The sequence below is a fragment of the Streptomyces sp. NPDC002793 genome, assembly GCF_040295485.1.
Taxonomy (GTDB): Bacteria; Actinomycetota; Actinomycetes; order Streptomycetales; family Streptomycetaceae; genus Streptomyces.
Genome location: NZ_JBEOVL010000036.1, coordinates 43,154 through 66,614, shown reverse-complemented (window position 1 = coordinate 66,614; position 23,461 = coordinate 43,154). Strand labels below are relative to the sequence as shown.

19 protein-coding genes and 1 pseudogene are annotated in these 23,461 nt (G+C 70.7%); 7 read left to right on the top strand and 13 right to left on the bottom strand.

What is annotated here, in order from left to right:
- Nucleotides 1–121: 121 nt before the first annotated feature.
- The 11 genes from ABT001_RS27990 to ABT001_RS27940 form a co-directional block, all read right to left on the bottom strand.
- Nucleotides 122–3,820 carry a ThuA domain-containing protein gene (locus ABT001_RS27990; RefSeq protein WP_351282949.1) on the bottom strand — a complete coding sequence of 1,233 codons (3,699 nt, stop codon included), beginning with the start codon at nt 3,818–3,820 and terminating at the stop codon, nt 122–124.
- A 276-nt stretch (nt 3,821–4,096) separates the two neighbouring features.
- Complete coding sequence (locus ABT001_RS27985; RefSeq protein WP_351282947.1) at nt 4,097–5,101, bottom strand: sugar phosphate isomerase/epimerase family protein; 1,005 nt, start codon at nt 5,099–5,101, stop codon at nt 4,097–4,099.
- Between the two features lie 12 nt (nt 5,102–5,113).
- The gene (locus tag ABT001_RS27980) at nt 5,114–6,334 is read right to left on the bottom strand and encodes a Gfo/Idh/MocA family protein (RefSeq protein ID WP_351282945.1); all 1,221 of its coding nucleotides are present in this window, start codon (nt 6,332–6,334) and stop codon (nt 5,114–5,116) included.
- Nucleotides 6,335–6,381: 47 nt separating this feature from the next.
- A complete protein-coding gene (locus ABT001_RS27975; RefSeq protein ID WP_351282942.1) occupies nt 6,382–7,419 on the bottom strand; it encodes a substrate-binding domain-containing protein in 1,038 nt (345 codons plus the stop codon).
- A 71-nt stretch (nt 7,420–7,490) separates the two neighbouring features.
- Nucleotides 7,491–8,543, bottom strand: coding sequence for an ABC transporter permease (locus tag ABT001_RS27970; protein WP_351282940.1), 1,053 nt, complete (start codon nt 8,541–8,543; stop codon nt 7,491–7,493).
- Nucleotides 8,540–10,063 (bottom strand): sugar ABC transporter ATP-binding protein, encoded by a 1,524-nt coding sequence (locus tag ABT001_RS27965; protein WP_351282937.1) that lies wholly within the window; start codon nt 10,061–10,063, stop codon nt 8,540–8,542. Before ABT001_RS27965 ends, ABT001_RS27970 begins: the two co-directional genes overlap by 4 nt.
- Nucleotides 10,064–10,307: 244 nt before the next feature.
- Nucleotides 10,308–11,489 carry an ROK family transcriptional regulator gene (locus ABT001_RS27960; RefSeq protein WP_351282935.1) on the bottom strand — a complete coding sequence of 394 codons (1,182 nt, stop codon included), beginning with the start codon at nt 11,487–11,489 and terminating at the stop codon, nt 10,308–10,310.
- Nucleotides 11,490–11,671: 182 nt separating this feature from the next.
- Complete coding sequence (locus tag ABT001_RS27955) at nt 11,672–12,811, bottom strand: M23 family metallopeptidase (RefSeq protein WP_502967538.1); 1,140 nt, start codon at nt 12,809–12,811, stop codon at nt 11,672–11,674.
- 188 nt (nt 12,812–12,999) lie between these two features.
- Complete coding sequence (locus ABT001_RS27950) at nt 13,000–13,626, bottom strand: class I SAM-dependent methyltransferase (protein ID WP_351282930.1); 627 nt, start codon at nt 13,624–13,626, stop codon at nt 13,000–13,002.
- Between the two features lie 84 nt (nt 13,627–13,710).
- Nucleotides 13,711–14,388, bottom strand: coding sequence for a GntR family transcriptional regulator (locus tag ABT001_RS27945; RefSeq protein ID WP_351282928.1), 678 nt, complete (start codon nt 14,386–14,388; stop codon nt 13,711–13,713).
- Between the two features lie 74 nt (nt 14,389–14,462).
- Nucleotides 14,463–15,413 carry a beta-ketoacyl-ACP synthase III gene (locus tag ABT001_RS27940; RefSeq protein WP_351282926.1) on the bottom strand — a complete coding sequence of 317 codons (951 nt, stop codon included), beginning with the start codon at nt 15,411–15,413 and terminating at the stop codon, nt 14,463–14,465.
- A 297-nt stretch (nt 15,414–15,710) separates the two neighbouring features.
- Here ABT001_RS27940 and ABT001_RS27935 point away from each other — a divergent pair.
- The 5 genes and pseudogenes from ABT001_RS27935 to fdhD form a co-directional block, all read left to right on the top strand.
- A pseudogene (locus tag ABT001_RS27935) lies at nt 15,711–15,962 on the top strand (ketopantoate reductase C-terminal domain-containing protein); the annotation flags it as partial.
- The gene (locus ABT001_RS27930) at nt 15,959–17,932 is read left to right on the top strand and encodes a molybdopterin oxidoreductase family protein (RefSeq protein WP_351282924.1); all 1,974 of its coding nucleotides are present in this window, start codon (nt 15,959–15,961) and stop codon (nt 17,930–17,932) included. The pseudogene ABT001_RS27935 and the gene ABT001_RS27930, both read left to right, overlap by 4 nt.
- On the top strand, nt 17,923–19,893 hold the full coding sequence (locus ABT001_RS27925) for an NAD(P)H-dependent oxidoreductase subunit E (RefSeq protein ID WP_351282922.1): 1,971 nt from the start codon (nt 17,923–17,925) through the stop codon (nt 19,891–19,893). Before ABT001_RS27930 ends, ABT001_RS27925 begins: the two co-directional genes overlap by 10 nt.
- On the top strand, nt 19,890–20,750 hold the full coding sequence (locus ABT001_RS27920; protein ID WP_351282920.1) for a 2Fe-2S iron-sulfur cluster-binding protein: 861 nt from the start codon (nt 19,890–19,892) through the stop codon (nt 20,748–20,750). The genes ABT001_RS27925 and ABT001_RS27920 overlap by 4 nt, the downstream gene beginning before the upstream one ends.
- A gap of 5 nt (nt 20,751–20,755) precedes the next feature.
- Nucleotides 20,756–21,604 (top strand): formate dehydrogenase accessory sulfurtransferase FdhD, encoded by an 849-nt coding sequence (gene fdhD, locus ABT001_RS27915; RefSeq protein WP_351282917.1) that lies wholly within the window; start codon nt 20,756–20,758, stop codon nt 21,602–21,604.
- 81 nt (nt 21,605–21,685) lie between these two features.
- On the opposite strand, the gene ABT001_RS27910 is transcribed toward fdhD, so the two are convergent.
- Entirely contained in the window at nt 21,686–21,895 is a 210-nt protein-coding gene (locus ABT001_RS27910; RefSeq protein WP_351282914.1) for a DUF397 domain-containing protein, read from the bottom strand.
- Nucleotides 21,877–22,719: a helix-turn-helix domain-containing protein gene (locus tag ABT001_RS27905; RefSeq protein ID WP_351282912.1), complete on the bottom strand. Its 843-nt coding sequence runs from the start codon at nt 22,717–22,719 to the stop codon at nt 21,877–21,879. Before ABT001_RS27905 ends, ABT001_RS27910 begins: the two co-directional genes overlap by 19 nt.
- A gap of 174 nt (nt 22,720–22,893) precedes the next feature.
- Between ABT001_RS27905 and ABT001_RS27900 the strand changes: the two genes are divergently transcribed.
- Both ABT001_RS27900 and ABT001_RS27895 read left to right on the top strand, forming a co-directional pair.
- Nucleotides 22,894–23,181 (top strand): hypothetical protein, encoded by a 288-nt coding sequence (locus ABT001_RS27900; RefSeq protein WP_351282909.1) that lies wholly within the window; start codon nt 22,894–22,896, stop codon nt 23,179–23,181.
- On the top strand, nt 23,178–23,459 hold the full coding sequence (locus tag ABT001_RS27895; protein ID WP_351282906.1) for a hypothetical protein: 282 nt from the start codon (nt 23,178–23,180) through the stop codon (nt 23,457–23,459). Before ABT001_RS27900 ends, ABT001_RS27895 begins: the two co-directional genes overlap by 4 nt.
- The last annotated feature ends 2 nt before the right edge of the window (nt 23,460–23,461 follow it).

Sequence of the window (23,461 nt, the reverse complement as noted above, 5' to 3'; positions counted from 1 at the left end):
GGAGAAGCTCAGTGACCGTGCCACGCCTGCTCAGACCGTTCGTGCGTAGCCGCGCACGGCTGTCCGTCACCCTCGGCCTGCTCGTGGCCGCGCTCGCCCACCGCCGGAGGAGGTGGCCGCCCTACGTCGAGGGCAGCTCCTTCAGCTGGATGTTGCGGAACGACACGTGGTCGTCGGCTCCGTGGTTCTGGAGGCCGATGTAGCCGTCCTTGAGACTGCGGACCGGGTCGGTGTTGGTGAAGTCGTTGATCTTCACGCCGTTCAGGAAGACCCGGAGCCGCTCGCCCTGGACCTTGATCTCGTAGCTGTTCCACTGACCGGGCGGCCGCAGGACCCGGTCACGGGCCTTGATGTCGGCGGATTTGAAGGTGTAGACGGCGCCGGTCGTGCGGTCCGCCGCGTCGGTGGCGTCGATCTGGACCTCGTAGCCGTTGTTCACCGCGGACCACGGGTCGTCCGACTCGGGGAAGCCGACGAAGACACCGGAGTTGTCGTCGCCCGTCATCTTCCAGTCGAGCTTCAGCGAGTAGGCGTCCAGCTCCTTGGCCTGGTAGGTCAGCAGACCCATGCCGCCCTCGGAGCGCAGCTCACCGTCGGCGACGACGAACTTCCCGGGGCCGGCCTGCTTCCACCCTTCGAGGGTCTTCCCGTTGAAGATCGACCGGTAACCGGTGTCCGGCTTGCAGTTGGCCTTCACCTGGCCGGCCGCGTAGCGCAGGCCGCCCAGGAGGTGCTGCCGGAGGGCGGGTTCGGCGTAGGACTCCTTGGTGTGGCCGAGGCCGGTGTAGAAGGAGCGGCCGCCCTCGTACGCCTGGCACCAGGCGATCGGGTGGTCGCCCTTCATGTTTCCGCCGGTGTACGTCGTCTCGTCCAGCGTGGCGAGGACCTGGGCCTTGTCCCGCGGGTTGGTGCGGTAGTTGTACCACTCGTCGGTGCGGTCCCAGGCCTCGTCCAGGTGCGCGGTCGCCGGGTGGTCGTGGTTCTCCACCCGGACGGTGGCGGGCTGGATCTGCGGGTGCGAGTCGAAGTAGGCGCCGACGAGCCCGCCGTAGAACTCCCAGTCGTACTCGGTGTCGGCCGCCGCGTGGACGCCCATGTAACCGCCGCCGGTGGAAACGAAGTTCTCGAACGCCTTCTTCTGGTCGGCGTTCAGGACGTCACCGGTGGTCGAGAGGAAGACGACGGCGTCGTAGCGGGCCAGGTTGCTGGTCGTGAACTGGCCGGCCACCTCGGTCGAGTCGACCGTGATGTTGGTGTCCTTGCCCAGCTCCTTCAGCGCGGCGATGCCCTCGGGGATCGAGTCGTGCCGGAAGCCTCCCGTCTTGGAGAAGACGAGGACGCGCTTCGCGGTCCGGTCGACCGGGCTGTTGGAGAGTACGAAGTCGTCCACGTCGTACAGGGCTCCCGCTCCGCCCTTGAAGACCAGGAAGAGTTCGGTGGCCTTCTTGGGCGCGCCGCGCAGCGGCACGTCGATGTCCTGGAACGTGTCCCAGCTGCCGGTCACCGGGACGGGGGCGGAGCCGAGGATCTTGCCGGTGGGCGATCCGGCCCGCACTTCGAGGAAGCCTCCCGCCCCCGCCGAGGAGGTACGGGCGGTGAGCTTCGTGGAGCCACCGAGGATGTAGGGGGTGAAGGAGATCCAGTCGTCGTTGTCGATGTCGCCGACGGTCCTGCCGCCGTGGGCGCTGGTCTTGCTCGGGGTGGTGACACCGGAGGAGTTGTCGAAGTGCTCGGCCTGCCGGTGGCGGGGCTGGAGCTTCGCCTGGTCACGGCCGGTCAGTGCCGCCTGACCGCCGCCGCCGCCGTCCGTGTAGGACGCCGAGATGCCGCCGTAGATGTTGGCGTTCGGGTCGTGGCCGCCCTCCATCGCGGTCTTGATGGTGCCTTCGCAGCCGTGCTCGGTGGTGATGTCGTGCCCGTGGCTGTCATGGCCCAGGGTGAATTTGACCTCGACCTTCGAGCAGTCGACGGTGCCGTCCTCCGGGTCGGTGACGGTCACCTTGAAGGGCACCTCGTCCCCGAACTCGAAGAGCTGGCCGTCGGTCGGGAACTCCATGTCGACGACGGGGGCGGTGTTGCCCACGGTCACGTGCACGCTGGCCGAACCGGTGCGGCCGGTCGGGTCCTTCGCGGTCACCGTGGCGACGTAGGTGCCGTTCTTCTTGTACGTGTACGTCGGATCGGCGGCCGCGGACTTCCCTCCGTCGCCGAAGTCCCAGGCGTACGTCAGGGCGTCGCCGTCACCGTCGGTGGTACCGGCCGAGGAGAACTTCACCTTCAGCGGTGCGACCCCGGAGGTCCTGTTCGACGAGGCCTCGGCGATCGGTGAGCGGCCGCCGGTGGCGTTCTCGATGCGGTACAGCCCCGAGTGCTCGTCCCCGCCGAACCAGGAGAGGCCGTAGTCCAGGACGTACAGTGCGCCGTCGGGCCCGAAGGCCATGTCCATCACCTGCGTCCCGGTCCACGGGATGTCGTTGATGGACTGGACGCCGCCGTCGGCGTCCTGCGTGATGCGCTTGATCCACTGCCGGCCGAACTCTCCGGCGAAGAAGTCGCCGTCGTACTCCTCGGGGAACTTCACCGGGGAGTCGAGGTCCGCGTCGTAGTGGTAGACGGGTCCGCCCATCGGGGACTCGGAGCCGCTGCCGAACTCGGGCAGGGACGCACCGTCGTACGGGATCCAGGCCGCCTCGGCGGGCGGCAGGTCGACCAGGCCGGTGTTGTGCGCCGACTCGTTCTTCGGGGCGGCGCAGTCGAAGGCGGGGCCGGAGGTCTGCGTGGCGAAGTCGTAGTCGCGGTAGGCCTGGTTGTCGCCGGTGCAGAAGGGCCAGCCGAAGTTGCCGGGCTTCGTCACCCGGGCGAACTCCACCTGTCCGGCCGGTCCGCGGTTCGGGTCGGCGGCACCGGCGTCGGGGCCGTAGTCACCGACGTAGAGGATGCCGGTGGCCTGGTCCACGCTGAAGCGGAAGGGGTTGCGGAAGCCCATCGCGTAGACCTCGGGACGCGTCTTGTCCGTGCCCGGGGCGAAGAGGTTGCCCTCGGGGACGGTGTACGAGCCGTCGTCGGCGACCTTGATGCGCAGGATCTTGCCGCGGAGGTCGTTGGTGTTGCCGGAGGTGCGGCGGGCGTCGAAGGCGGGGTTACGGTCGGGCCGGTCGTCCAGCGGGGAGAAGCCGTCGGACGAGAACGGGTTCGAGTCGTCGCCCGTCGAGAGGTAGAGGTTGCCCTGCGCGTCGAAGTCGATGTCGCCGCCCACGTGGCAGCACATGCCGCGCGTGGCCGGGATGTCGATGACCTTCTTCTCGCTGGCGTTGTCGAGGGTGCCGTCCTCCTTGAGCACGAAGCGGGAGAGGCGGTTCACCCCGTCGAACTTCGCGAAGTCGGCGGCGGTTCCGGTCTCCGGGGCGTCGCCGGCCGGGGTGTCCAGCGGCGGCGCGTAGTAGAGGTAGATCGCGCGGTTCTCGGCGAAATCGGGGTCGACACCGATTCCCTGGAGACCTTCCTCGTCGTGCGAGTAGACGGGGACGGTGCCGGAGATCCGGGTGTTGCCCGCGCTGTCCGTGATCCGCAGCTCACCGCCGCGCGAGGTGTGCAGCACGCTGCGGTCGGGGAGCACCGCGAGCGATATGGGTTCGCCGGTCTCGGCTGCGCCCTTGGCGAGGGTGACCTGCTGGAAGTCCTCGGCGGCGTTCTGCGCGGCCGGGGCGTCGGCCGTGGCGGCGGGCGAGGAGCCCAGCGTGAGGGTTGCGGCGGCGAGCAGTCCGCCGGTGAAGAGGGCGAGTGACTTTCGGGCGCGGAGCCGTCTGCTGCTTCTGTGCACGTGCGTCCTCCGGAGTGTGCCGGTTGTTCGGGCTGGTGCGTTCTGCCGTTCCGCGCGGGGACTGCCGCGCTCATCACCGGTGACGCCGTGCGGGGCACCGGTGACGCGAGTCATGTCGTGTACACCTAGGGGACCGTAGCTGTGTTCATCCCGTACGGAAAGCCCTTGCGCAGGGGTCGGGTCGAGCTTTTGTCTCCGGGTGGACAAAGGGGCGTCCGGGCAGGCGGGATCACCCCCAGGGCTCATGGCCCTGGGGGAGCTGTTCCCCTGCCCGCGCTACTCGCCGCCGCCGAACGCCGCGTCGAACGAGGCGCTGGGTGGGTCGAAGTCGAACCGCTTCAGCGAGGCCAGCGCCTCCGGCGCACCCGTCAGCCGGTCCATGCCCGCGTCCTCCCACTCCACGGAGACCGGCCCCTCGTACCCGATGGACCGCATCATCCGGAACACGTCCTCCCAGGGCACGTCCCCGTGCCCTGCGGAGACGAAGTCCCAGCCGCGCCGTGGATCGCCCCACGGCAGATGGGAGCCGAGACGCCCGTTACGGCCGTCGAGGCGCTTGCGGGCCTCCTTGCAGTCCACGTGGTAGATCCGGTCCCGGAAGTCGTACAGGAAGCCGACCGGGTCGAGGTCCTGCCACACGAAGTGGCTCGGGTCGAAGTTCAGCCCGAACGCGGGCCGGTGGTCCACCGCCTCCAGGGCCCGCTTGGTGGTCCAGTAGTCGTACGCGATCTCGCTCGGGTGCACCTCGTGGGCGAAGCGCACACCCTCGGCGTCGAAGACGTCCAGGATCGGGTTCCACCGCTCCGCGAAGTCCTCGTAGCCGCGTTCGATCATGTGCGGTGGGACCGGCGGGAACATGGCGACCAGGTGCCAGATCGACGACCCGGTGAAGCCGATGACGGTGTCGACACCGAAGGCGGCCGCCGCCCTGGCGGTGTTCTTGATCTCCTCGGCCGCCCGTCGGCGTACGCCTTCGGGCTCCCCGTCCCCCCAGATGCGGGCGGGCACGATGCCCTGGTGACGCTCGTCGATGGGGCTGTCGCAGACGGCCTGGCCGACCAGGTGGTTGGAGACCGCCCAGCACTTGAGGCCGTACTTGTCGAGGAGCTGTCGCCTGCTGTCGAGGTAGCCGGGATCCGACAGGGCCTTGTCGACCTCGAAGTGGTCTCCCCAACAGGCGAGTTCGAGACCGTCGTAGCCGAAGTCCCGGGCGAGCCGGCAGACCTCCTCCAGCGGCAGGTCGGCCCACTGGCCGGTGAAGAGAGTGAAGGGACGGGGCATGCGCGGAACCTCCTAGAACGGGACCGGGGTGTGTACGGAGTTCTTGGCGGCGCTCTCCTCGACGGCGGCGAGCACCCGCTGCACCTGGAGTCCGTCGGCGAACGACGGTACGGGGGGCCGCCCTTCGACGATCGTGCGCACCACGTCACGGGCCTGGTGCACGAAGGTGTGCTCGTAGCCCAGACCGTGGCCCGGCGGCCACCACGCCTCGAGGTAGGGGTGCTGCGGTTCGGTGACCAGGATCCGGCGGAAGCCCGCGATGGTGGCGGGCTCCGTGTGGTCGTGGAAGGAGAGTTCGTTGAGCCGTTCCAGGTCGAAGGCGATCGAGCCCAGCTCGCCGTTGATCTCCAGACGCAGGGCGTTCTTGCGCCCGGCCGCCATCCTGGTCGCCTCGAAGGAGGCGAGTGCTCCCGATGCCAGCCGGCCGGTGAACATGGTCGCGTCGTCGACGGTGACCGCCCCCCGGGCGGTCCCGTCCGCGGCGCCCGAGAGCCCGGCCGCGGCACCGGCGAGCACGGGCCTCTCGCGTACGAAGGTCTCACTGATCGCCGACACCCCGACCAGGGGCTCCCCCGCCAGGTACTGGGCGAGGTCGACGATGTGCGCCCCGAGGTCTCCGAGCGCGCCGGATCCGGCGCGCTCGCGGTCGAGCCGCCAGGTGAGGGGCGAACCGGGGTCGACGAGCCAGTCCTGGAGGTAGGTGGCCCGCACGTGCCGCAGGGCGCCCAGCCTGCCCTCCTCGATCAGCGTGCGGGCGTAGGTGAGGGCGGGCACCTTGCGGTAGTTGAAGCCCACGATCGCCACCTGGCCGCGGGCCGCGGCCCGCTCCGCGGCCTCCGCCATGGCCTCCGCCTCGGCGACCGTGTTGGCGAGCGGCTTCTCGCACAGCACGTGCTTGCCCGCCTCCAGTGCGGCGATCGCGATCTCCGCATGGCTGTCCCCGGGGGTGCAGATGTCGACCAGCTGGACGTCGTCCCGGGCGATCAGGGCGCGCCAGTCGGTCTCGGCGGCGGCCCATCCGTGCCGGGCGGCGGCCGCTTCGACGGCCGCGCGGTCGCGGCCGCAGATCGCGGCGAGAGCGGGTCTCACCGGCAGGTCGAAGACATGTCCCGCGGTACGCCACCCCTGGGAGTGGGCGGCACCCATGAAGGCGTATCCGACCATGCCGACGCCGAGCGTCGCGGTGGGCGGCGGTGCCTCGGTCTCCTGCTCCGTCTCTTCCCTACGGGCCATGCGGGCTTCCTCCTCGTCGGTGGTTCGGTGGCGGCGGCGGTGCGGGATCAGCTGAAGCCCGTCGGCAGGTACTGGTCGATGTTCTCCTTCGTGACCACGGCCGAGTAGAGGGTCACCGAGGTCGGGATCTCCATCTCGGAGAGACCCGCGATGCCCTTGCTCTGTCCCAGGGCCCGCGCCAGGTCGATCGCGGAGGCCGCCATCGTGGGCGGGTAGAGCACGGTGGCCTTGAGGACGCTGTTGCCGGCCTTGATGGCGTCCATCGCGGACTTCGCGCCCGCCCCGCCGACCATGATGAACTCGTCGCGGCCCGCCTGCTCGATGGCGCGCAGCGCGCCCACACCCTGGTCGTCGTCGTGGTTCCACAGGGCGTCGAACTGCTTCTGCGCCTGGAGGAGCTGGGCCATCTTGGCCTGCCCCGACTCCACGGTGAAGTCGGCGGCCTGACGGGCCACCAGCTCGACGTTGGAGTAGTTCTTCAGGGCATCGGCGAAGCCCTTGCTGCGCTGCTTGGTGAGCTCCAGGTTGTCGATGCCGGCGAGCTCGACGACCTTGGCGTTCGGCTTGTCCTTGAGCTGCTCGCCGATGTAGTGACCGGCGTTGAGGCCCATCCCGTAGTTGTCGCCGCCGACCCAGCAGCGGTAGGCCTGCGGCGAGGCGAAGATGCGGTCCAGGTTGACGACGGGGATGCCGGCCCGCATGGCCTCCAGGCCCACCTGGGTGAGCGCCTTGCCGTCGGCGGGGAGGACGACGAGGACGTCGACCTTCTTGTTGATGAGGGTCTTGACCTGTCCGATCTGGGCGGCGGTGTCGTTGGAGCCCTCGGTGGTCTCCATGGTCACCTCGGAGTACTTCTCCGCCCGCCCCTTGGCCTGGACGTTGATGGCGTTGAGCCACCCGTGGTCGGCCTGAGGGCCGGCGAATCCGATGGTGACGGGCTTGCCGGGCTTGTCGTCGGCGGCGGGCTGGTTGCTCTGCGCGGCCGCCGCCTCCTTGGGCTCGTTGCTGGTGCAGGCGGTGAGGAAGGCTCCCGCGGAGACGGCCGCGGTGCCGAAGAGCAGTCCTCTGCGGCTGGTTTCTGGCATGGCTGTCAAACCCTTCATCCGGTGTCGTGCCTGACGGAACTGCGGGGTGGCTGATCGGTGGGGCGGAGGGATCAGGTGTCGCCGTTGCGGAGCGTGCGGCGCTGGACCAGGACGGCGGCGACGATGATGGCGCCCTTGGCGATCTGCTGGACGTCGCTCTGCAGGTTGTTCAGGGCGAAGATGTTGGTGATCGTGGTGAAGATCAGGACCCCGAGCACGGAACCGACGATGGTGCCCCGGCCGCCGCTCAGGAGGGTGCCTCCGATGATCGCCGCGGCGATGGCGTCGAGTTCGTAGAGGTTCCCGTTGGTGTTCTGGCCGGAGCCCGACAGGATGATCAGCATGAAGGCGGCGATGCCGCAGCACAGGCCGGAGAGCAGGTAGAGGTAGAGCCGCTGGCGGCGTACGTCGATGCCCGCGAGCCTGGCCGCCTCCGCGTTGCCGCCGATGGCGACCGTACGGCGGCCGAACGTCGTCCTGTTCAGGATGAGCCAGCCGACGACGGTGACCGCGGCGAAGACCAGGACCAGGGGCGGGATGCCCAGGACGTAGGCGTCGGGCAGACCGAGGTCGAGGACGGACTGGACGGTGACGATCTGGGTCTTGCCGTCGGTGATCTGCAGGGCGAGCCCGCGGGCCGAGGCGAGCATGGCGAGCGTCGCGATGAAGGGGACGAGCCGCCCGTAGGCGATGAGGACGCCGTTGACGAGCCCGGCGCCGAGGCCGACGATCACGGCGGTGAAGAGGATGCCCGCGAAGCCGAAGTCCTGGGTGGCGAGCGTCGTCGCCCAGACCGAGGCGAGGGCCACCATCGCGCCGACCGACAGGTCGATGCCGCCGCCGATGATGACCAGGGTCACGCCGACGGTGACGACTCCGATGACGGAGGACTGCGTCAGGATCAGCTGGAGGTTTCCGGTGTCCAGGAACGCGTCGGGTTCGGTGAGGCCGCCGACGAGTGCCAGCACGGCGAGCACGCCGAGCAGCGACAGGTTACGGACGTCGAGGCGCAGGCCGAGCGCGCGCGGGCCACCGCCCTGCTTCGAGGGCGGCGCGGCGGCGGGGCCGGTCACGGTCCCCTTCTCCGGCCCCTGGTGCTGCGCCGACGGTGCGGGCTGTGTCATGACGTCGGGCTCCCTTCCATGACGAGATCGAGGACACGGTGCTCGTCGAGCTCCCTGGCGTCGGCCGTGTGCACGACACGGCCTTCCCGGAGCACCAGCACCCGGTCGGCGAGGCCCAGCACTTCGGGCACTTCGCTGGAGACGAGCAGAACGGCGAGGCCTTCGTCGGCCAGCCGGCGGATCACGGCGTAGAGCTCGGCGCGGGCGCCGACGTCGACGCCGCGGGTCGGTTCGTCGAGCAGGAGGACCCGGCAGCCGCGCAGCAGCCAGCGGGCCAGGACCGCCTTCTGCTGGTTGCCGCCGGAGAGGGTGCGGACGGCGGCGTCCGGGTTGTCGGGCCGCAGGGACAGTTCCCGGGTCGCGGTCCTGGCGGCCTCGCGCTCGGTGCCCCGGTCGAGCCAGCCGGCGCGGGCGAAGCGGGACAGTGAGGAGATGGAGACGTTCCGGGTGACGGATTCCGTCAACAGCAGGGCCTGCGCCTTGCGTTCCTCGGGTGCCAGGCCGATGCCTGCGGCGACGGCGGCCCGTACGCTGCCGGGGCGCAGGGGGGTGCCGCCGACGAGGACGCGGCCCCCGGTCGGTTTGCGGGCGCCGTAGACGGTCTCCAGGATCTCGGAGCGTCCGGAGCCGACGAGCCCGGCCAGACCGACGATCTCGCCGGGCCGCAGCTCGAGGTCGACGGGCTCGAACTCGCCTGTGCGGCACAGTCCTTCGACCTTCAGCACCGGCTCGGCGGAGGACCGGGCACCGGGGGCGGGCCGCTCGGGGAAGACGTACTCGACGTTCCGGCCCGTCATCATGGCCACGACGTCGCGCGTGGGGGTGGACTTGGCGGGGAGCCCCACGGCGACGGCCCTGCCGTCCTTGAGCACCGTCACCCGGTCACCGATCCGGCGGATCTCCTCCAGCCGGTGCGAGATGTAGACGACGGCCACCCCGTCGGCGGTGAGCCCGTCGACGATGCGGAAGAGGTTGTCGACCTCGTCGGGGTCCAGGGCCGCGGACGGCTCGTCCATCACGATGAGCCGTACCTCGTGGGAGAGCGCCCGTGCCATGGAGACGATCTGCTGGTGGGCGGCGGAGAGGTCGCCGACCGCACGGGCCGGGTCGATCTCCGGGTGTCCCAGGCGCTTCAGGAGCGCGGCGGCCTCGGTGCGTGCCTCGCGGGTCCGTACGACGAAGCCGGCGCTGGTCGGCTCGTGCCCGAGGAAGACGTTCTCCGCGACCGACAGGCCCTCCACCAGGTCGAGTTCCTGGTAGATGGTGGCGATGCCCAGGCGCATCGCGGTGATCGGCGAGGACAGCCGGACGGGCTCGCCGCGCCAGGTGATGGTGCCGTCGTCGGGCTGGTGGGCGCCGGCCAGCACCTTGATGAGGGTGGACTTGCCGGCGCCGTTCTGGCCGAGGAGGCAGTGGACTTCACCGGCCAGCACCTCCAGGTCCACGCCGTCGAGGGCGCGCACACCGGGGAACGACTTGGTGATGCCGGACATCGTGAGCAGGGGTGGTTCTGGTGCCATGACGAATCCCCTCGGCGAACGAGGTCTCCTCTGCTCGGGCGAGGCCGAGAGCCAGGAGGAGGCCGGTGAGCGGGCAGGGCGCAGTGCCGGCGGTGCCGTACTGCTGACGGAACTGCTGGGTGGTACTGCTGTGCGCGTGCGGTGCGGTGCTGGGTCCTCGTGCGGTGCTGCGGTCGGAACTCGGAGCAGGCTGTTTACGGAGGTGACTGCGGTACGCGTGCCGAAGGGCGCGCCGGCCCGGACATCAGGCCGGCGAGAACAGGTGGTCGCTGATGAGCCTGGCCGCGCCGGTGACTCCGGCGACGGGTCCCAGCTCACCGAGGACGATGGGGAGGTTGCCCGTGGCCAGCGGCAGGGACTGCCGGTAGACCTGGGTGCGGACACTGGCCAGCAGGTTGTGGCCGAGGCCGGTCACCCCGCCGCCGATCACGACGAGGCCCGGGTTGAAGAAGCTGACGAGTCCGGCGATGACCTGGCCGACCCGGTTGCCGCCCTCGCGGATCAGGTCCAGCGCCGTGGGATCTCCGGCCGCCGCGGCGGCGGCCACGTCGACGGCCGTGAGCTTCCCGGCCTTGTCCAGCCGGGCCGCCAGTTCCGCGGACCGGCCGGCGCGGGCCGCGTCCTCGGCGTCGCGGGCGAGTGCCGCGCCGCTGAAGTGCGCCTCCAGGCAGCCCCGGTTGCCGCAGGCGCAGGCGCGCCCGTCCGGTTCCACCTGGATGTGGCCGATGTCTCCGGCGCTGCCCGTCGTACCGCGGTAGACCTCGCCACCCACCACGATGCCGCAGCCGATGCCCGTACCGATCTTGACGCACAGGAAGTCGCCCACGGAACGGGCGACGCCCGCGTGCTGCTCCCCGAGTGCCATCAGGTTCACATCGTTGTCGACCATGACGGGGCAGCCGAGTTCCTGGCTGAGCGCCTCCCGCACGGGGAAGCCGTCCCAGCCGGGCATGATCGGTGGTGCGACCGGGACCCCTTCGGGGAAGCGGACCGGTCCCGGTACGCCGATCCCGGCGCCGTCGAATCCTTCGGCGAGCCCGGAGGCGCGGAGCTTGGCCGCCATGGCAAGCACCTGTTCGAAGATGGCGACGGGCCCGTCCCGTACGTCCATCGGGTGGTTGAGGTGTCCGAGGACCTCCAACTCGGCATTGGTGACGGCCACATCGACGGAGGTGGCGCCGATGTCGACGCCGAGGAAGCGGAGTCCGGGGGCGAGCCGGATGTTGTGGGAGCGGCGGCCACCGCGGGAGGCGGCGAGTCCGTCGGCCACGACGAGACCGGTCTCCAGGAGCCGGTCCACCTCGACGGCGAGTTTGGAGCGTGAGAGGTCGACCTGATCGCCCAGCTGTGCGCGGGAGTTGGGCCCTCCGTCGCGCAGCAGCCGTAGCAGTCGCGCCTGGTGCATGTTCGCGGGTCGTGCCGTCATGCGTCTCACGCGTCCCTCCCCGCCACATCGGCCAGTCCGTCGGGCTTTCGAGGGGAACGTAGCAGCGGTTTACCGGGGTGGGAAGAAGTTGCGCAGGAATCCGCTCCAACTTTCTCCACACCCAGGACAAAGATGCGCCTGTCGACGGGTGACCGTCGTCTCAGCGGTGGTCCCGGGCGGACTCAGCCACCGCTGTTGAGCCAGGCGACCGGGTCCATGTACTGGCGGTTGAAGAAGACCTCGAAGTGGAGATGCGGGCCGGTGGACAGGCCGGTCGAGCCGACGAGTCCGACGGGATGTCCGGTGGTCACGCTCTGGCCGACGGTCACCTGGAGGGCGGACAGATGGCTGTAGGCGGTCTCCAGTGGTTTTCCGTCGATCGTGCCGTGGTCGATCACCACGCGGTTGCCGTAGGCCGAGGTCAGCCCTGCGAACGTGACCCGCCCCTCCCGTGCCGCGGACACCTGGGCGCCCTGCGGTGCGGCGAAGTCGATGCCCGTGTGGAGCTTGGTGACCCCGGTCAGTGGGTGCGTGCGCGAGCCGAACGGCGAGGAGATGGTGTGCGTGGTGACGGGCACTGTCAGCAGCGCGCCGGAGGCCTGGCCACTCTCCTGCCCGGAGTTCTCCCGGACCAGGGCGTCGTACTGCGGCAGCCGCTTCTTGACGTCGGCGACGAACGCGCGGGCCGGGCCGGGGACCTTGCCGGCCTCTTCGACCTGGTCCGTCCCTGCCGTGTACGCGGCGAGCGTGAGGTCGGCGACGTCACCGTTGACGGCGCCCTCGGTGCGCAGTGCGGTCACCTTCTCCGCCAGGGAGCAGTCCTGCCGCCCCAGGGCCATGATGGCGTCCACCGCGTCGTGCGGGGAGGATGTGCCGTTGCCGTCGTCGTCCCGGCCCCAGGTCTTCCAGTCGGCGTCCGTGAAACGGGCGATGCCCTTTTCGGAAAGGCTCGCGGTGTCGGCCTGCCACCCGGAGAGCTGGTCGATGTGTGCGGCGAGGAGCGCGGGGGTGACACCCGCGCAGTCCGCCGTCGCCCTGCGCAGCCAGGTGACGTGGGAGCCGTCCACATTGCTGACGGCTGACTGGGTCGGTGCCGGGTCCTCCTCCATCGCGCCGTCGAGGCCGCCGGTCAGGGCGAGGTAGCCGGCGACGCCGGGGAGCACCAGCAGGCTGGGCAGCACGATCAGGGTGAAGGGGCCGGGGCCGCGGCGGCGGGGGCGGGTGGGAACGTCGGGCGCGTCGCCGTCCGACGGGCCTCCGACCGGTGCGGGGGTGTCCGGCGCCGCGTCGGTCGACTGCGGTCCGGTCGGATCCATGTCCATGGTCACGTGCCGGACCGACTCCACGAGGGTGTTTCGGCAGGTCGTGGTGTCGGTGGGGCGTATCGGCTCACGCTCTGACGCTAGCAATCACGCGGCGGGGCGTCACCGGTCGCGGGGACACGGTGAACTGCCCGATGGGGCACGGCCGATGCCCGGTCAGCCCTCTCGGCCTCGGGGAAGGCGGGGGCTCACACGGTGGAGCGTGAGTGAACGCTGACGGCGTAACCGCGGTCCTGGTCGAAGGCGCCGCCGCTCCAGGTGGAGAAGCGCTGCCGCAGGGTCAGCCCGGCCCGCGCGCACCAGTCGTCGAACTCCGCGAGGGTCAGCGGCGGTTCCGCCAGCGGCAGATGTGCCGCGTCCAGTCCCATACCCGTGACCAGCAGGCCGCCGGGGCGCAGCGCGGCGGCCAGCTGCCGGACGACCGTTGGCTCGGTACCGGCAGCCAGCAGGGGGATGACGTTTCCGGCGGCGAGCACGAGGTCGAAGTCCGGGTCCAGGCCGAGGGCGTCCAGTCGGGCCAGGTCGCCGAGGTGCCATTCCTGCGCGGGAGCGTCCCGGCGGGCCACGGCGAGCATCGAGGGGTCGACGTCCACTCCGACGCAGTCGTGGCCCAGCTCCGCGAGCCGGATCGCGATCCGGCCGGTTCCGCAGCCGGCGTCGAGGACGCGGGCTGCGGGCTCGATCAACGCGGCACAGAAGGTGGCCTCGCCATGGACGTCGTGACCTGATCCGGCGAGCCGCGCGAACCGCTGAGCGTACTCCTCTCCCGCCTGTCCGCCGGTCAGTTCCGCCCAACGGTCGCGTGGACCGGTCATGTTCGCAGTGCCTTCCGTTCTGTCCCGCCGCAGGGGCGAGGTCGGTGCCGTCACATGGTTCGTGGCTCGCTGCGGAGCCCGCGGTCAGCCCTGATCGCGCTGGTGGTACGTCCGGCGGGTGTGCTCCGTGTGCGCCCGCATGACCTCGGTCGCCCGCTGTTCGTCCCTGGAGGCGATCGCCGCGATCAGCTCCCGGTGCTCGATCCATGACTGGGTGCCGCGCTGGCGGGCCACCGGCGTGTAGTACCAGCGGACCCGGCGGTCCACCTGGGCGGCGAGCTCCGACAGGACGACGTTGCCGGCCAGTTCCATGACCTTGGCGTGGAACGCGGCGTTCGTGGCGACGGTGCGGTCCACGTCGTCGGCGGCCACGGCCTGCTCCCCCTGGGAGCAGAGCTCCTCCAGGGCCTCGATGCCCGGCCTCCCGGAGTTGGCGGCGGCCAGCCGGGCGGCCTCGGCCTCCAGCAGGGTGCGGACCGAGAGCAGCTGGTCCGCCTCCTCCTCGGTGGGCTCATGGACGAACGCGCCCTGCGCGGGGCGCAGATCGACCCAGCCTTCGGTGTTCAGCCGCTGGAGCGCCTCGCGCACCGGTTGGCGTGACACCCCCAGATGCCCGGCCAGTTCACTTTCGACCAGGTGCCGGCCGGGGCTGAGGGCGCGCGTGGTGATCAGCTCGAGGAGCGCCTCGTAGACGCGCTCGCGCAACGGCCCGGGCCGCTCCAGCTTCGGCACCGTTCCTTGCGGCAGTCCTGCGGACAACATCGCGGTCCCCCTCCGGGCGCCGGGCAATTGCCTATCGTCTACAGTCTACCGAGCACAATGCCACGGCGGGGCGGTCAGGGGCAGCGGATCACCTGACCCGCGTACGAGAGATTCCCGCCGAAGCCGAAGAGCAGGGCCGGCGCACCACTGGCCACCTCTCCCCGTTCCACCAGTTTGGACAGGGCCATCGGGATCGAGGCGGCCGAGGTGTTGCCGGAGTTCACCACGTCCCGGGCGATGACCGCGTTGACCGCGCCGATCTTCCGGGCGACCGGTTCGATGATCCGCAGGTTGGCCTGGTGCAGCACCACAGCGGCGAGGTCCTCGGGTGTGATCCCTGCCCGCTCGCAGACCTTGCGGGCGATCGGCGGCAGCTGCGTGGTGGCCCAGCGGTAGACGGACTGCCCCTCCTGCGCGAACCGCGGGGGCGTGCCCTCGATCCGCACGGCGTTGCCCATCTCCGGCACGGAGCCCCACAGGACGGGGCCGATCCCGGGCCTGTCGCCCGCGTCCGGGTCGGCGGTGACGACGGCGGCCCCCGCCCCGTCGCCCATCAGGACGCAGGTGGAGCGGTCCGTCCAGTCGACGATGTCGCCCATCTTGTCGGCACCGATGACGAGGGCCTTGGTCGCGGCTCCGGCCCGGATGGCGTGGTCGGCGGTGGCCAGCGCATGGGTGAACCCGGAGCAGACCACGTTGATGTCCATGACGGCCGGCGAGCGCATGCCCAGACGGGCGGCGACCCGGGCGGACATGCTCGGCGAGCGGTCGATGGCCGTGGAGGTGGCGACGAGGACCATGTCGATGTCCCCCGGCTGCAGCCCGGCCGAGGCGAGCGCCTTGGCCGCGGCGTGCGCGGCCAGTTCGTCCACGGGTTCGTCGGGGCCGCCCACGTGCCGGGTCTTGATGCCGACCCGACTGGTGATCCACTCGTCGCTGGTGTCGACCATGGCCGCCAGATCATCGTTGGTGAGGACCTTGGCAGGCTGGTAGTGGCCGAGCGCCACGACACGTGAGCCGGTCATGTACGGGTTCCCCTCGCTACGTTTGGCAGGAACTAGCCAGTCTTGGTTGCTACCGACCGGTACAGGGGCACGTAACCCCACAGGAATACGGGCCCGAGCTTGGAGCGTCTCGAACAGCTTCCCGGGAACTCTCGCGGACACCCGGCGGCCACGCCGGAATCTCGAACGGACAAGGCACTCACTGTCACGAGTATTGACCCCTTCCGAACGGATACTGTAGACAATATTCTGTCGACTTGACATGTCGCTCGGTCCTCTCACCGAACGGAGAGCCCCGTGAAAGTCGCAGTTGTCGGCGCCGGAGCCGTCGGCGCCTATGTCGGGGAGCGGCGCACCACGGGCGCGGAGCGCGTCGGCGATCACAGGACATCCACCCTCCAGGACCTGGAGAAGGGCAAGCCCCTCGAACTCGACGTGCTGCTCGCGGCCGTCATCGAGCTGGCCGAGCTGGCCGGAACGCCCGTCCCGACGCTGCGCGCCGTGCACGCGCTCGCCGATCTCCTCGCCACCACGTCCTCGGCACCGGCACCGGCAGGGAGCGCACGATGAACACCGAACGCGGCAGGAACACCGCACGCACCGGCGGCAGTAACCGCAAGGGGCGGCAGCCGAAGACCTACGAACGCCTCACCCATCCCCTCGTCCGCGGTGACGACGGCGTCCTGCGCCGGGCGAGTTGGGACGAGGCGCTGACACGCGCCGCTGCCGGATTCCGGCAGACCCGCGAGACACACGGCCCCGATGCCTTCGCGATGCTTTCCTGCGCCCGGGCCACCAACGAGATGAACTACGTGGCGCAGAAGTTCACCCGCGTCGTGATGGGCACCAACAACGTCGACTCCTGCAACCGCACCTGCCACGCGCCGAGTGTCGCGGGCCTCTCGGCCGCCTTCGGCTCCGGCGGCGGCACCTCCTCGTACGAGGAGGTGGAACACACCGACCTGATCGTGATGTGGGGCTCCAACGCCCGGTTCGCCCACCCGATCTTCTTCCAGCACGTCCTGAAGGGCATCCACAGCGGGGCCCGGCTGTGCGCCGTCGACCCGCGACGCACCTCGACCGCCGAATGGGCGGAGAGCTGGCTCGGCCTCGACGTCGGCACCGACATCCCGCTCGCCCACGCCGTCGGCCGCGAGATCATCCACGCGGGACTGGTCAACCGGGCCTTCGTGGACCGTGCGACCAGCGGGTACGAGGAGTACGCGGCACTCGTCGAGCCCTGGACCCTGTCCGCGGCGGAAAAGGTGACAGGGGTCCCGGCCGAAGCGATCCGGGACCTCGCCCACGCCTACGCCACGGCCGAACGCGCCCAGCTCTGCTGGACCCTGGGCATCACCGAGCACCACAACGGCACGGACAACGTCCGCGCGCTGATCAACCTCTGCCTGCTCACCGGCCACGTCGGACGGTACGGCTCCGGGGTCCAGCCCCTGCGCGGGCAGAACAACGTGCAGGGCGGCGGCGACATGGGCGCCATCCCCAACAAACTGCCCGGCTTCCAGGACATCCTCGACCCACCCGTCCGGCAGAAGTTCGAACGGTCCTGGGACACCGTCATCCAGCCGCGCTACGGCAAGACCCTGACCGAGATGTTCGAGGCCATGGAGACCGGCGAGCTGCGCGCGGTGTACTGCATCGGGGAGAACCCCGCGCAGTCGGAGGCCGACAGCGACCAGGCCGTACGCCGGCTGGAGGCCCTCGACCACCTGGTCGTGCAGGACATCTTCCTGACCAGGACCGCCCAGCTGGCCGACGTCGTCCTGCCCGCGACCGCCTCCTGGGCCGAGACCGACGGCACGACGACCAGCAGCGAACGCCGCGTCCAGCGGGTCCGCGCCGCCCTCGTACCGCCCGGCGAGGCCCGCGAGGACATCGACATCCTCTGCGCCATGGCCGGACGGCTTGGACACGACTGGAAGTTCGAGAACGCCGAGACCGTCTGGAACGAACTGCGCTCCCTCTCCCCCGACCACTTCGGGATGACGTACGAACGGCTCGCGGAGCACCAGGGGCTGCAGTGGCCCTGCCCCGACACGGAGAAGCTGCCGTCGAGCTTCCTGCACGCCCGGCTCTGGGAGACCGATCCCGAACGGCGCGGCCCGGCCGCGCCGTTCGGCCTGGTGCAGCACGACCCGCCGGTCGACCTCACCGACGAGTCGTACCCCCTGCGGCTCACGACCGGGCGTCGGCTGGACTCGTACAACACCGGTGTCCAGAGCAGCGGTTACGCCTCGCCGCTGCGCCGGGGCGAGTACATCGAGCTCTGCCCGGAGGACGCGGAGTCCTTCGGCGTCGCCGCAGGTGAGGAAGTGCGGGTCGCGTCCCGGCGGGGCAGTGTCACCGCGCCCGTGTGGATCGACCCCGGGCTGCGGCCCGGACTCGCCTTCATGACGATGCACTTCCCGGACGAGGTCGACACCAACCAGCTGACCATCGAGGCGAACTGCCCGATCGCGGGCACCGCCGAATTCAAGGCCTCCGCCGTACGGATAGAGAAGCTGGTGCCCGCATGGACCTGAGGTACACCGACGCCGCCCCCTCCGACATCGAACGGGAGGCGGTGGACGCCCTGTTGGGTCCCCCACCGTCCGGCTGGGAGGGCGCGGCGGAGCGCACGGACGAGGACCTGCGCTGGGCGAAGGGCGGCGTCGCGGCGGCCAAGGACCGCCGCGACCAGCTGCTGCCCGCCCTGCACGCGGTGAACGACCGGGTGGGCTGGATCAGCGAGGGCGCACTCGACTACATCTGCCGACGGCTGACCGTGCCCCCCGCCGAGGCGTACGGCGTCGCCACCTTCTACGCCATGTTCTCGGTGCGGCCCCGACCGGCGAAGGTGCTGCACGTCTGCACGGACCTGGCGTGCGCGGCCCGTGGCTCGGCGGCCGTGTGCGCGGACCTCACCGAACGCCTGGGCGCGCCGGGCACCCCGGCGGAGGGCGCGGTCTGGCAGGAGAGCCCCTGCCTGGGCCTCTGCGAACGGGCCCCGGCGGCGCTCCTGCTCCAGGCGGGCACCGACCCGGCCGGGGCACATTCAGCCCCGCCGGCGCCGCTCCCCCTCCCGACAGGGGCAAATCCGGCCCCTCCGGCGTTCGAGGAGCGGGGGTCCGGGGGCGGAGCCCCCGAGGAGCCCGCCGCAGGCGCCCCCCGCTGCTCCGCCGTGCTCGCCCCCGCCACCGCACCCGCACTGCTCGACGCGGTCCGCGCCCCCCTGGACGCCCCGGAGGAACCCCCGGCCGCCGCTGCCGTCCCCCAGGCCGGCGCCCCCGCCCTCGTACTGCTCAGGCGCATCAGCACCGTGGACCCCACCTCCCTCGACGACTACCGCTCCGCCGGCGGCTGCACCGCACTGCGCCGCGCCTTCACGCTCGGCCCGGCGGGAGTGATCCGCGAGGTGCTGGACGCCGGACTCGTCGGCCGGGGCGGCGCCGCCTTCCCCACGGGCCGCAAGTGGCAGGCCACCGCCCAGCAGGCCGACGGCCCGCACTACCTGGTCTGCAACGCGGACGAGAGCGAGCCCGGCACCTTCAAGGACCGGGTGCTGATGGAGGGCGATCCGTACGCCCTGGTCGAGGCGATGACGATCGCCGGGTACGCCATCGGCGCCCACCAGGGCTACATCTACCTGCGCGGCGAGTACCCCCGCGCGTACGAGCGGCTCGCCCACGCCCTGACGGCCGCCCGCACCCGCGGACTGCTCGGCCCCGACGTCCTCGGGCAGGGGTACGCCTTCGACATCGAGATCCGGCGCGGCGCGGGCGCCTACATCTGCGGCGAGGAGACCGCGATCTTCAACTCCATCGAGGGTCAGCGCGGCGAACCACGCTCCAAGCCGCCCTTCCCGGTGGAGAAGGGCCTGTTCGGCAAGCCGACCGCTGTCAACAACGTCGAGACGCTGGTGAACGTGCTGCCGATCCTGGAGCACGGCGCCGCCGCCTACGCCGCGACCGGCACGGAGACGTCCACCGGCACCAAACTGTTCTGCGTCTCCGGACAGGTGGCCCGCCCCGGCGTCTACGAACTCCCCTTCGGCGCGAACCTGCGGCAGCTGCTCGAACTGGCCGGGCCTCCGGAGCAGCTGCGGGCCGTGCTCCTCGGCGGGGCCGCGGGCGGTTTCGTCCGGCCCGACGAGCTGGACATCCCGCTCACCTTCGAGGGCACCCGGGCGGCGGGGACGACGCTGGGTTCGGGAGTGGTGCTGGTCCTCGACGACTCGGTGGAACTCCCCCGGGTGCTACTGCGCATCGCGGAGTTCTTCCGGGACGAGTCGTGCGGGCAGTGCGTGCCCTGCCGGGTGGGCACCGTCCGCCAGGAGGAGGCGCTGCACCGGATCGCGGACCGTACGGGCGCCGCGGCCGCCGAGGACATCGCGCTCATGAGGGAGGTGGGGCGGACCATGCGGGACGCCTCGATCTGCGGTCTGGGACAGACCGCGTGGAATGCCGTGGAGTCCGCAATCGACCGTCTGGGGGTCTACAAGTGACCACAGTGCCGCTTCAGCCGCCGCGCCGTCTCGTCTCGTTCACGCTGGACGGCGAGGAGACCCGGGTCCCGGAGGGATCGACGATCCTGGACGCCTGCCGGACGGCGGGCAAGGACATCCCGACCCTGTGCCAGGGGGACACGCTCACCCCGAAGAACGCCTGCCGGGTGTGCGTCGTCGAGGTGGAGGGTGCCCGCACCCTGGCCCCGGCCTGCTCCCGCCGTGCCGAGGCGGGCATGACGGTCCGCACGGACACCGAGCGGGCCCGGCACAGCCGGAAGGTGGTCCTGGAGCTGCTGGCCTCCTCGACGGACCTGTCGACGACCCCACGGGCCGAGGAGTGGATCAAGGAGTACGAGGCGAAGCCGGAACGCTTCGGCACCGACGCCGCGCGGGTCGACGAACAGCCGAAGATCGACAACGATCTCTACGTCCGCGACTACGACAAGTGCATCCTCTGCTACAAGTGCGTCGACGCCTGCGGCGAGCAGTGGCAGAACACGTTCGCCATCGCCGTCGCGGGGCGCGGTTTCGACGCCCGCATCTCCACCGAGCACGATGCCGAGCTTCCCGATTCGGCCTGTGTCTTCTGCGGGAACTGCATCGAGGTGTGCCCCACCGGCGCGCTCTCGTTCAGCACGGAGTTCGGCATGCGGGCGGCGGGGACATGGGACGAGTCCGCGCAGTCGCAGACCACCACCGTCTGTGCCTACTGCGGCGTGGGCTGCAACGTGACCCTCCACGTGCAGGAGAACGAGATCGTGAAGGTCACCTCGCCGCACGACAACCCGGTGACCCATGGCAACCTCTGTATCAAAGGCCGTTTCGGCTTCCAACACGTACAGAATCGGGTTTAACGGCTATGGGACGGGTCACCGAGCGCCGCCGCACCATCCGCATCCGGGACGGGGCGGTCACGACACGCCCCGACACCCTCGTCGCCGAGGAACCCCTGGAGATCAGGCTGAACGGCAAGCCGCTCGCCATCACCATGCGGACCCCGGGCGACGACTTCGCCCTCGCGGCGGGCTTCCTGGTGAGCGAGGGCGTGATCGGTGAGGGCTCCGAGGTCCAGTCGATCGTGTACTGCGCCGGGGCGACGGCCGACGGTGTGAACACGTACAACGTGGTGGACGTGAAGCTCGCGCCCGGCGTCGTGGTCCCCGACATCACACTGGAGCGCAACGTCTACACCACGTCGTCCTGCGGGCTGTGCGGCAAGGCGAGCCTGGACGCGGTCCGCACCACGACCCGCCATCCCGTCTCCGACACTCCCCCGGTCCGGGTGACGCCCGCGCTGCTCTCGGCCCTCCCCGACCGGCTGCGCGAGGCACAGCGGGTGTTCGACCGGACCGGGGGCCTCCACGCGGCGGCGCTGTTCTCGCCGGAGGGTGAGCTGCTGGACATCCGCGAGGACGTCGGCCGGCACAACGCCGTCGACAAGCTCGTGGGACGTGCCCTCACCGACGACCGGCTTCCGCTCTCGCAGGCGATCCTGCTGGTGTCCGGACGGGCTTCCTTCGAATTGGCGCAGAAGGCGGTGATGGCGGGGATCCCGATGCTGGCGGCGGTCTCGGCGCCGTCATCGCTGGCCGTGGACCTCGCGGCCGAGAGCGGACTGACCCTCGTCGGATTCCTGCGGGGGCAGTCCATGAACGTGTACGCGGGAGACCACCGCATCGCCCTGGAGGCGATGGTGTCACAGGGCTGAGCCTGCCCGCCCGCTGCACGGGGCAGGGGTCCGGCCGACGGGGAGCGCCCCCTGCGCCGGCCGGGCCCTCTCCCGCGTGGCTCAGACCCCCACGGAACCGTCCTTCACCGCGGACACGAACGACGACCAGTGGTCCGCCGCGAACGTGAGCGCGGGGCCGTGCGGGTTCTTGCTGTCACGCACCGGGACGATTGCGGCGAAGTCGTCGGAGACCTCGACGCACGCGCCACCATCCTGGTTGCTGTAGCTGCTCTTGCGCCAGATCGCGGCGCTCAGGTCGATGGATCGCACGACAGTTCCTCCAACATACGCAGGACGAATTTTTGCGACTCGGTTGGGGAAAGTGCCAGGTCGCGCGTCGCATCGTACGTACGTTGCATGCGTTCCACCGCAGCGCTCTCCTCGTGGAGTTCCCCTCCGTACCCGTGTTCCGTATACGCCACAGTACGGCTGTCCGGCAGTCGAAGAAACCAGACGTCGGTACTCGACAGCCCGTGCAACCCGGCGCTCTGCGGCAGCACTTGCAACGTGAGATTCGGCCGCTCCGCCATTTCCGACAGGTACTCGAGCTGCTCCCGCCAGTCCTCCGCACTCCGCGACGCCGTCCGAAGAGCCGCCTCTGACAGGATCGTCCGGAACGGCGGCGCGCTCTCGCCCTCCAGCAGACTCCGCCGTCCCATCCGCGCCTCCACCTGCTGCGTCAGCCGTACCCCGCTGAACCCGCCGGAAGCCAGCAACTCCCGCGCGTACGCCGGCGTCTGCAGCAGCCCCGGCAGCACGCTCACCGCGAAGTGCCACAGGCTCGTCGCCTCCGCCTCCAGCGACATGTAGCGCTGGTACCGCTCCTTGAACTGCGACTGGTCGCTGATCGCCAGCTCCCACATGGCCAGCAGCAGTCCCGGCGTCCCGTAGTACTGGTCCAGTGCCTGCACCACCTCCGGCCCACCGACCGTCTCGCCCTTCTCCATCTTCCCGAACAACGACCAGTCCCAGCCCAGCCGTTCGCCGAGCTGCCGCAGGCTTTCGCCGCGCTCGGTGCGCAGGTGCCGCAGCTCTTCCGCGAACCGTGCGCGTGGTTCCCTGCTGCGGCCCGTAACCGCCCGCCTCGTCGGCATCGTGTCCTCCGTGGAACGTGTGGAAGGTGCCTCACCTGCCCGGGAAGCACCCTCTGCCCTCGGTGTGTCGCACCTCTGGCCGGGCCACTCTCGTAACAGCCCCTCACGCACCGTAGCCACAGGTACGTGGTCACGCAGAGGAATCCGCGAAAGAACAACCGAAGGAAGACCCCCATGACGCCACCGCCGCAGAAGCCGCCCCTCCCCCGCCGGACGCCCCGGGCAGGAGACCCGGCAACGGCCAAGCTCCAGGAAGCCGTGGCCGCGCGCGACGACCTCGCCGCCGCGCTGAGCGGCGCCGGTATCCAGCTGCCCGCGATGGACGTGCGTACTCCGTGGCCGGACACGGAGGACGGCGACAGCGCGCGGCCCGGTCGTTACGCCCTCGTCCACCTCGGCGTCTGCTCCGCCCCCGTGGCACACGCCCTCGCCGCGGTGATCAGGAACGGAGCGGCCAGGTGACCGATGCCGGGGTCCCTCTCGTCGGAACAGCCGTGCACGATGCCGGCAGCGGACGGGTGGGCCTGGTGATGGGGCACGAAGGGCCGTACCTCCAGCTACGCCCGCTCGGCGGTGGCCGTGAGTGGGACGCGGACCCAGCCGGCCTACGGCCGCTCGGCCCGGCCGAGCTGCTGAGCGCCCGCGTCGCCGAGGCCAACGCCCGCAGCCGTACCGGCCTCGGCCTCGGCGACATACGGGGCTCCCCGCACACCGTCACTCCCGACCCCGGCTCCGCTTGAGC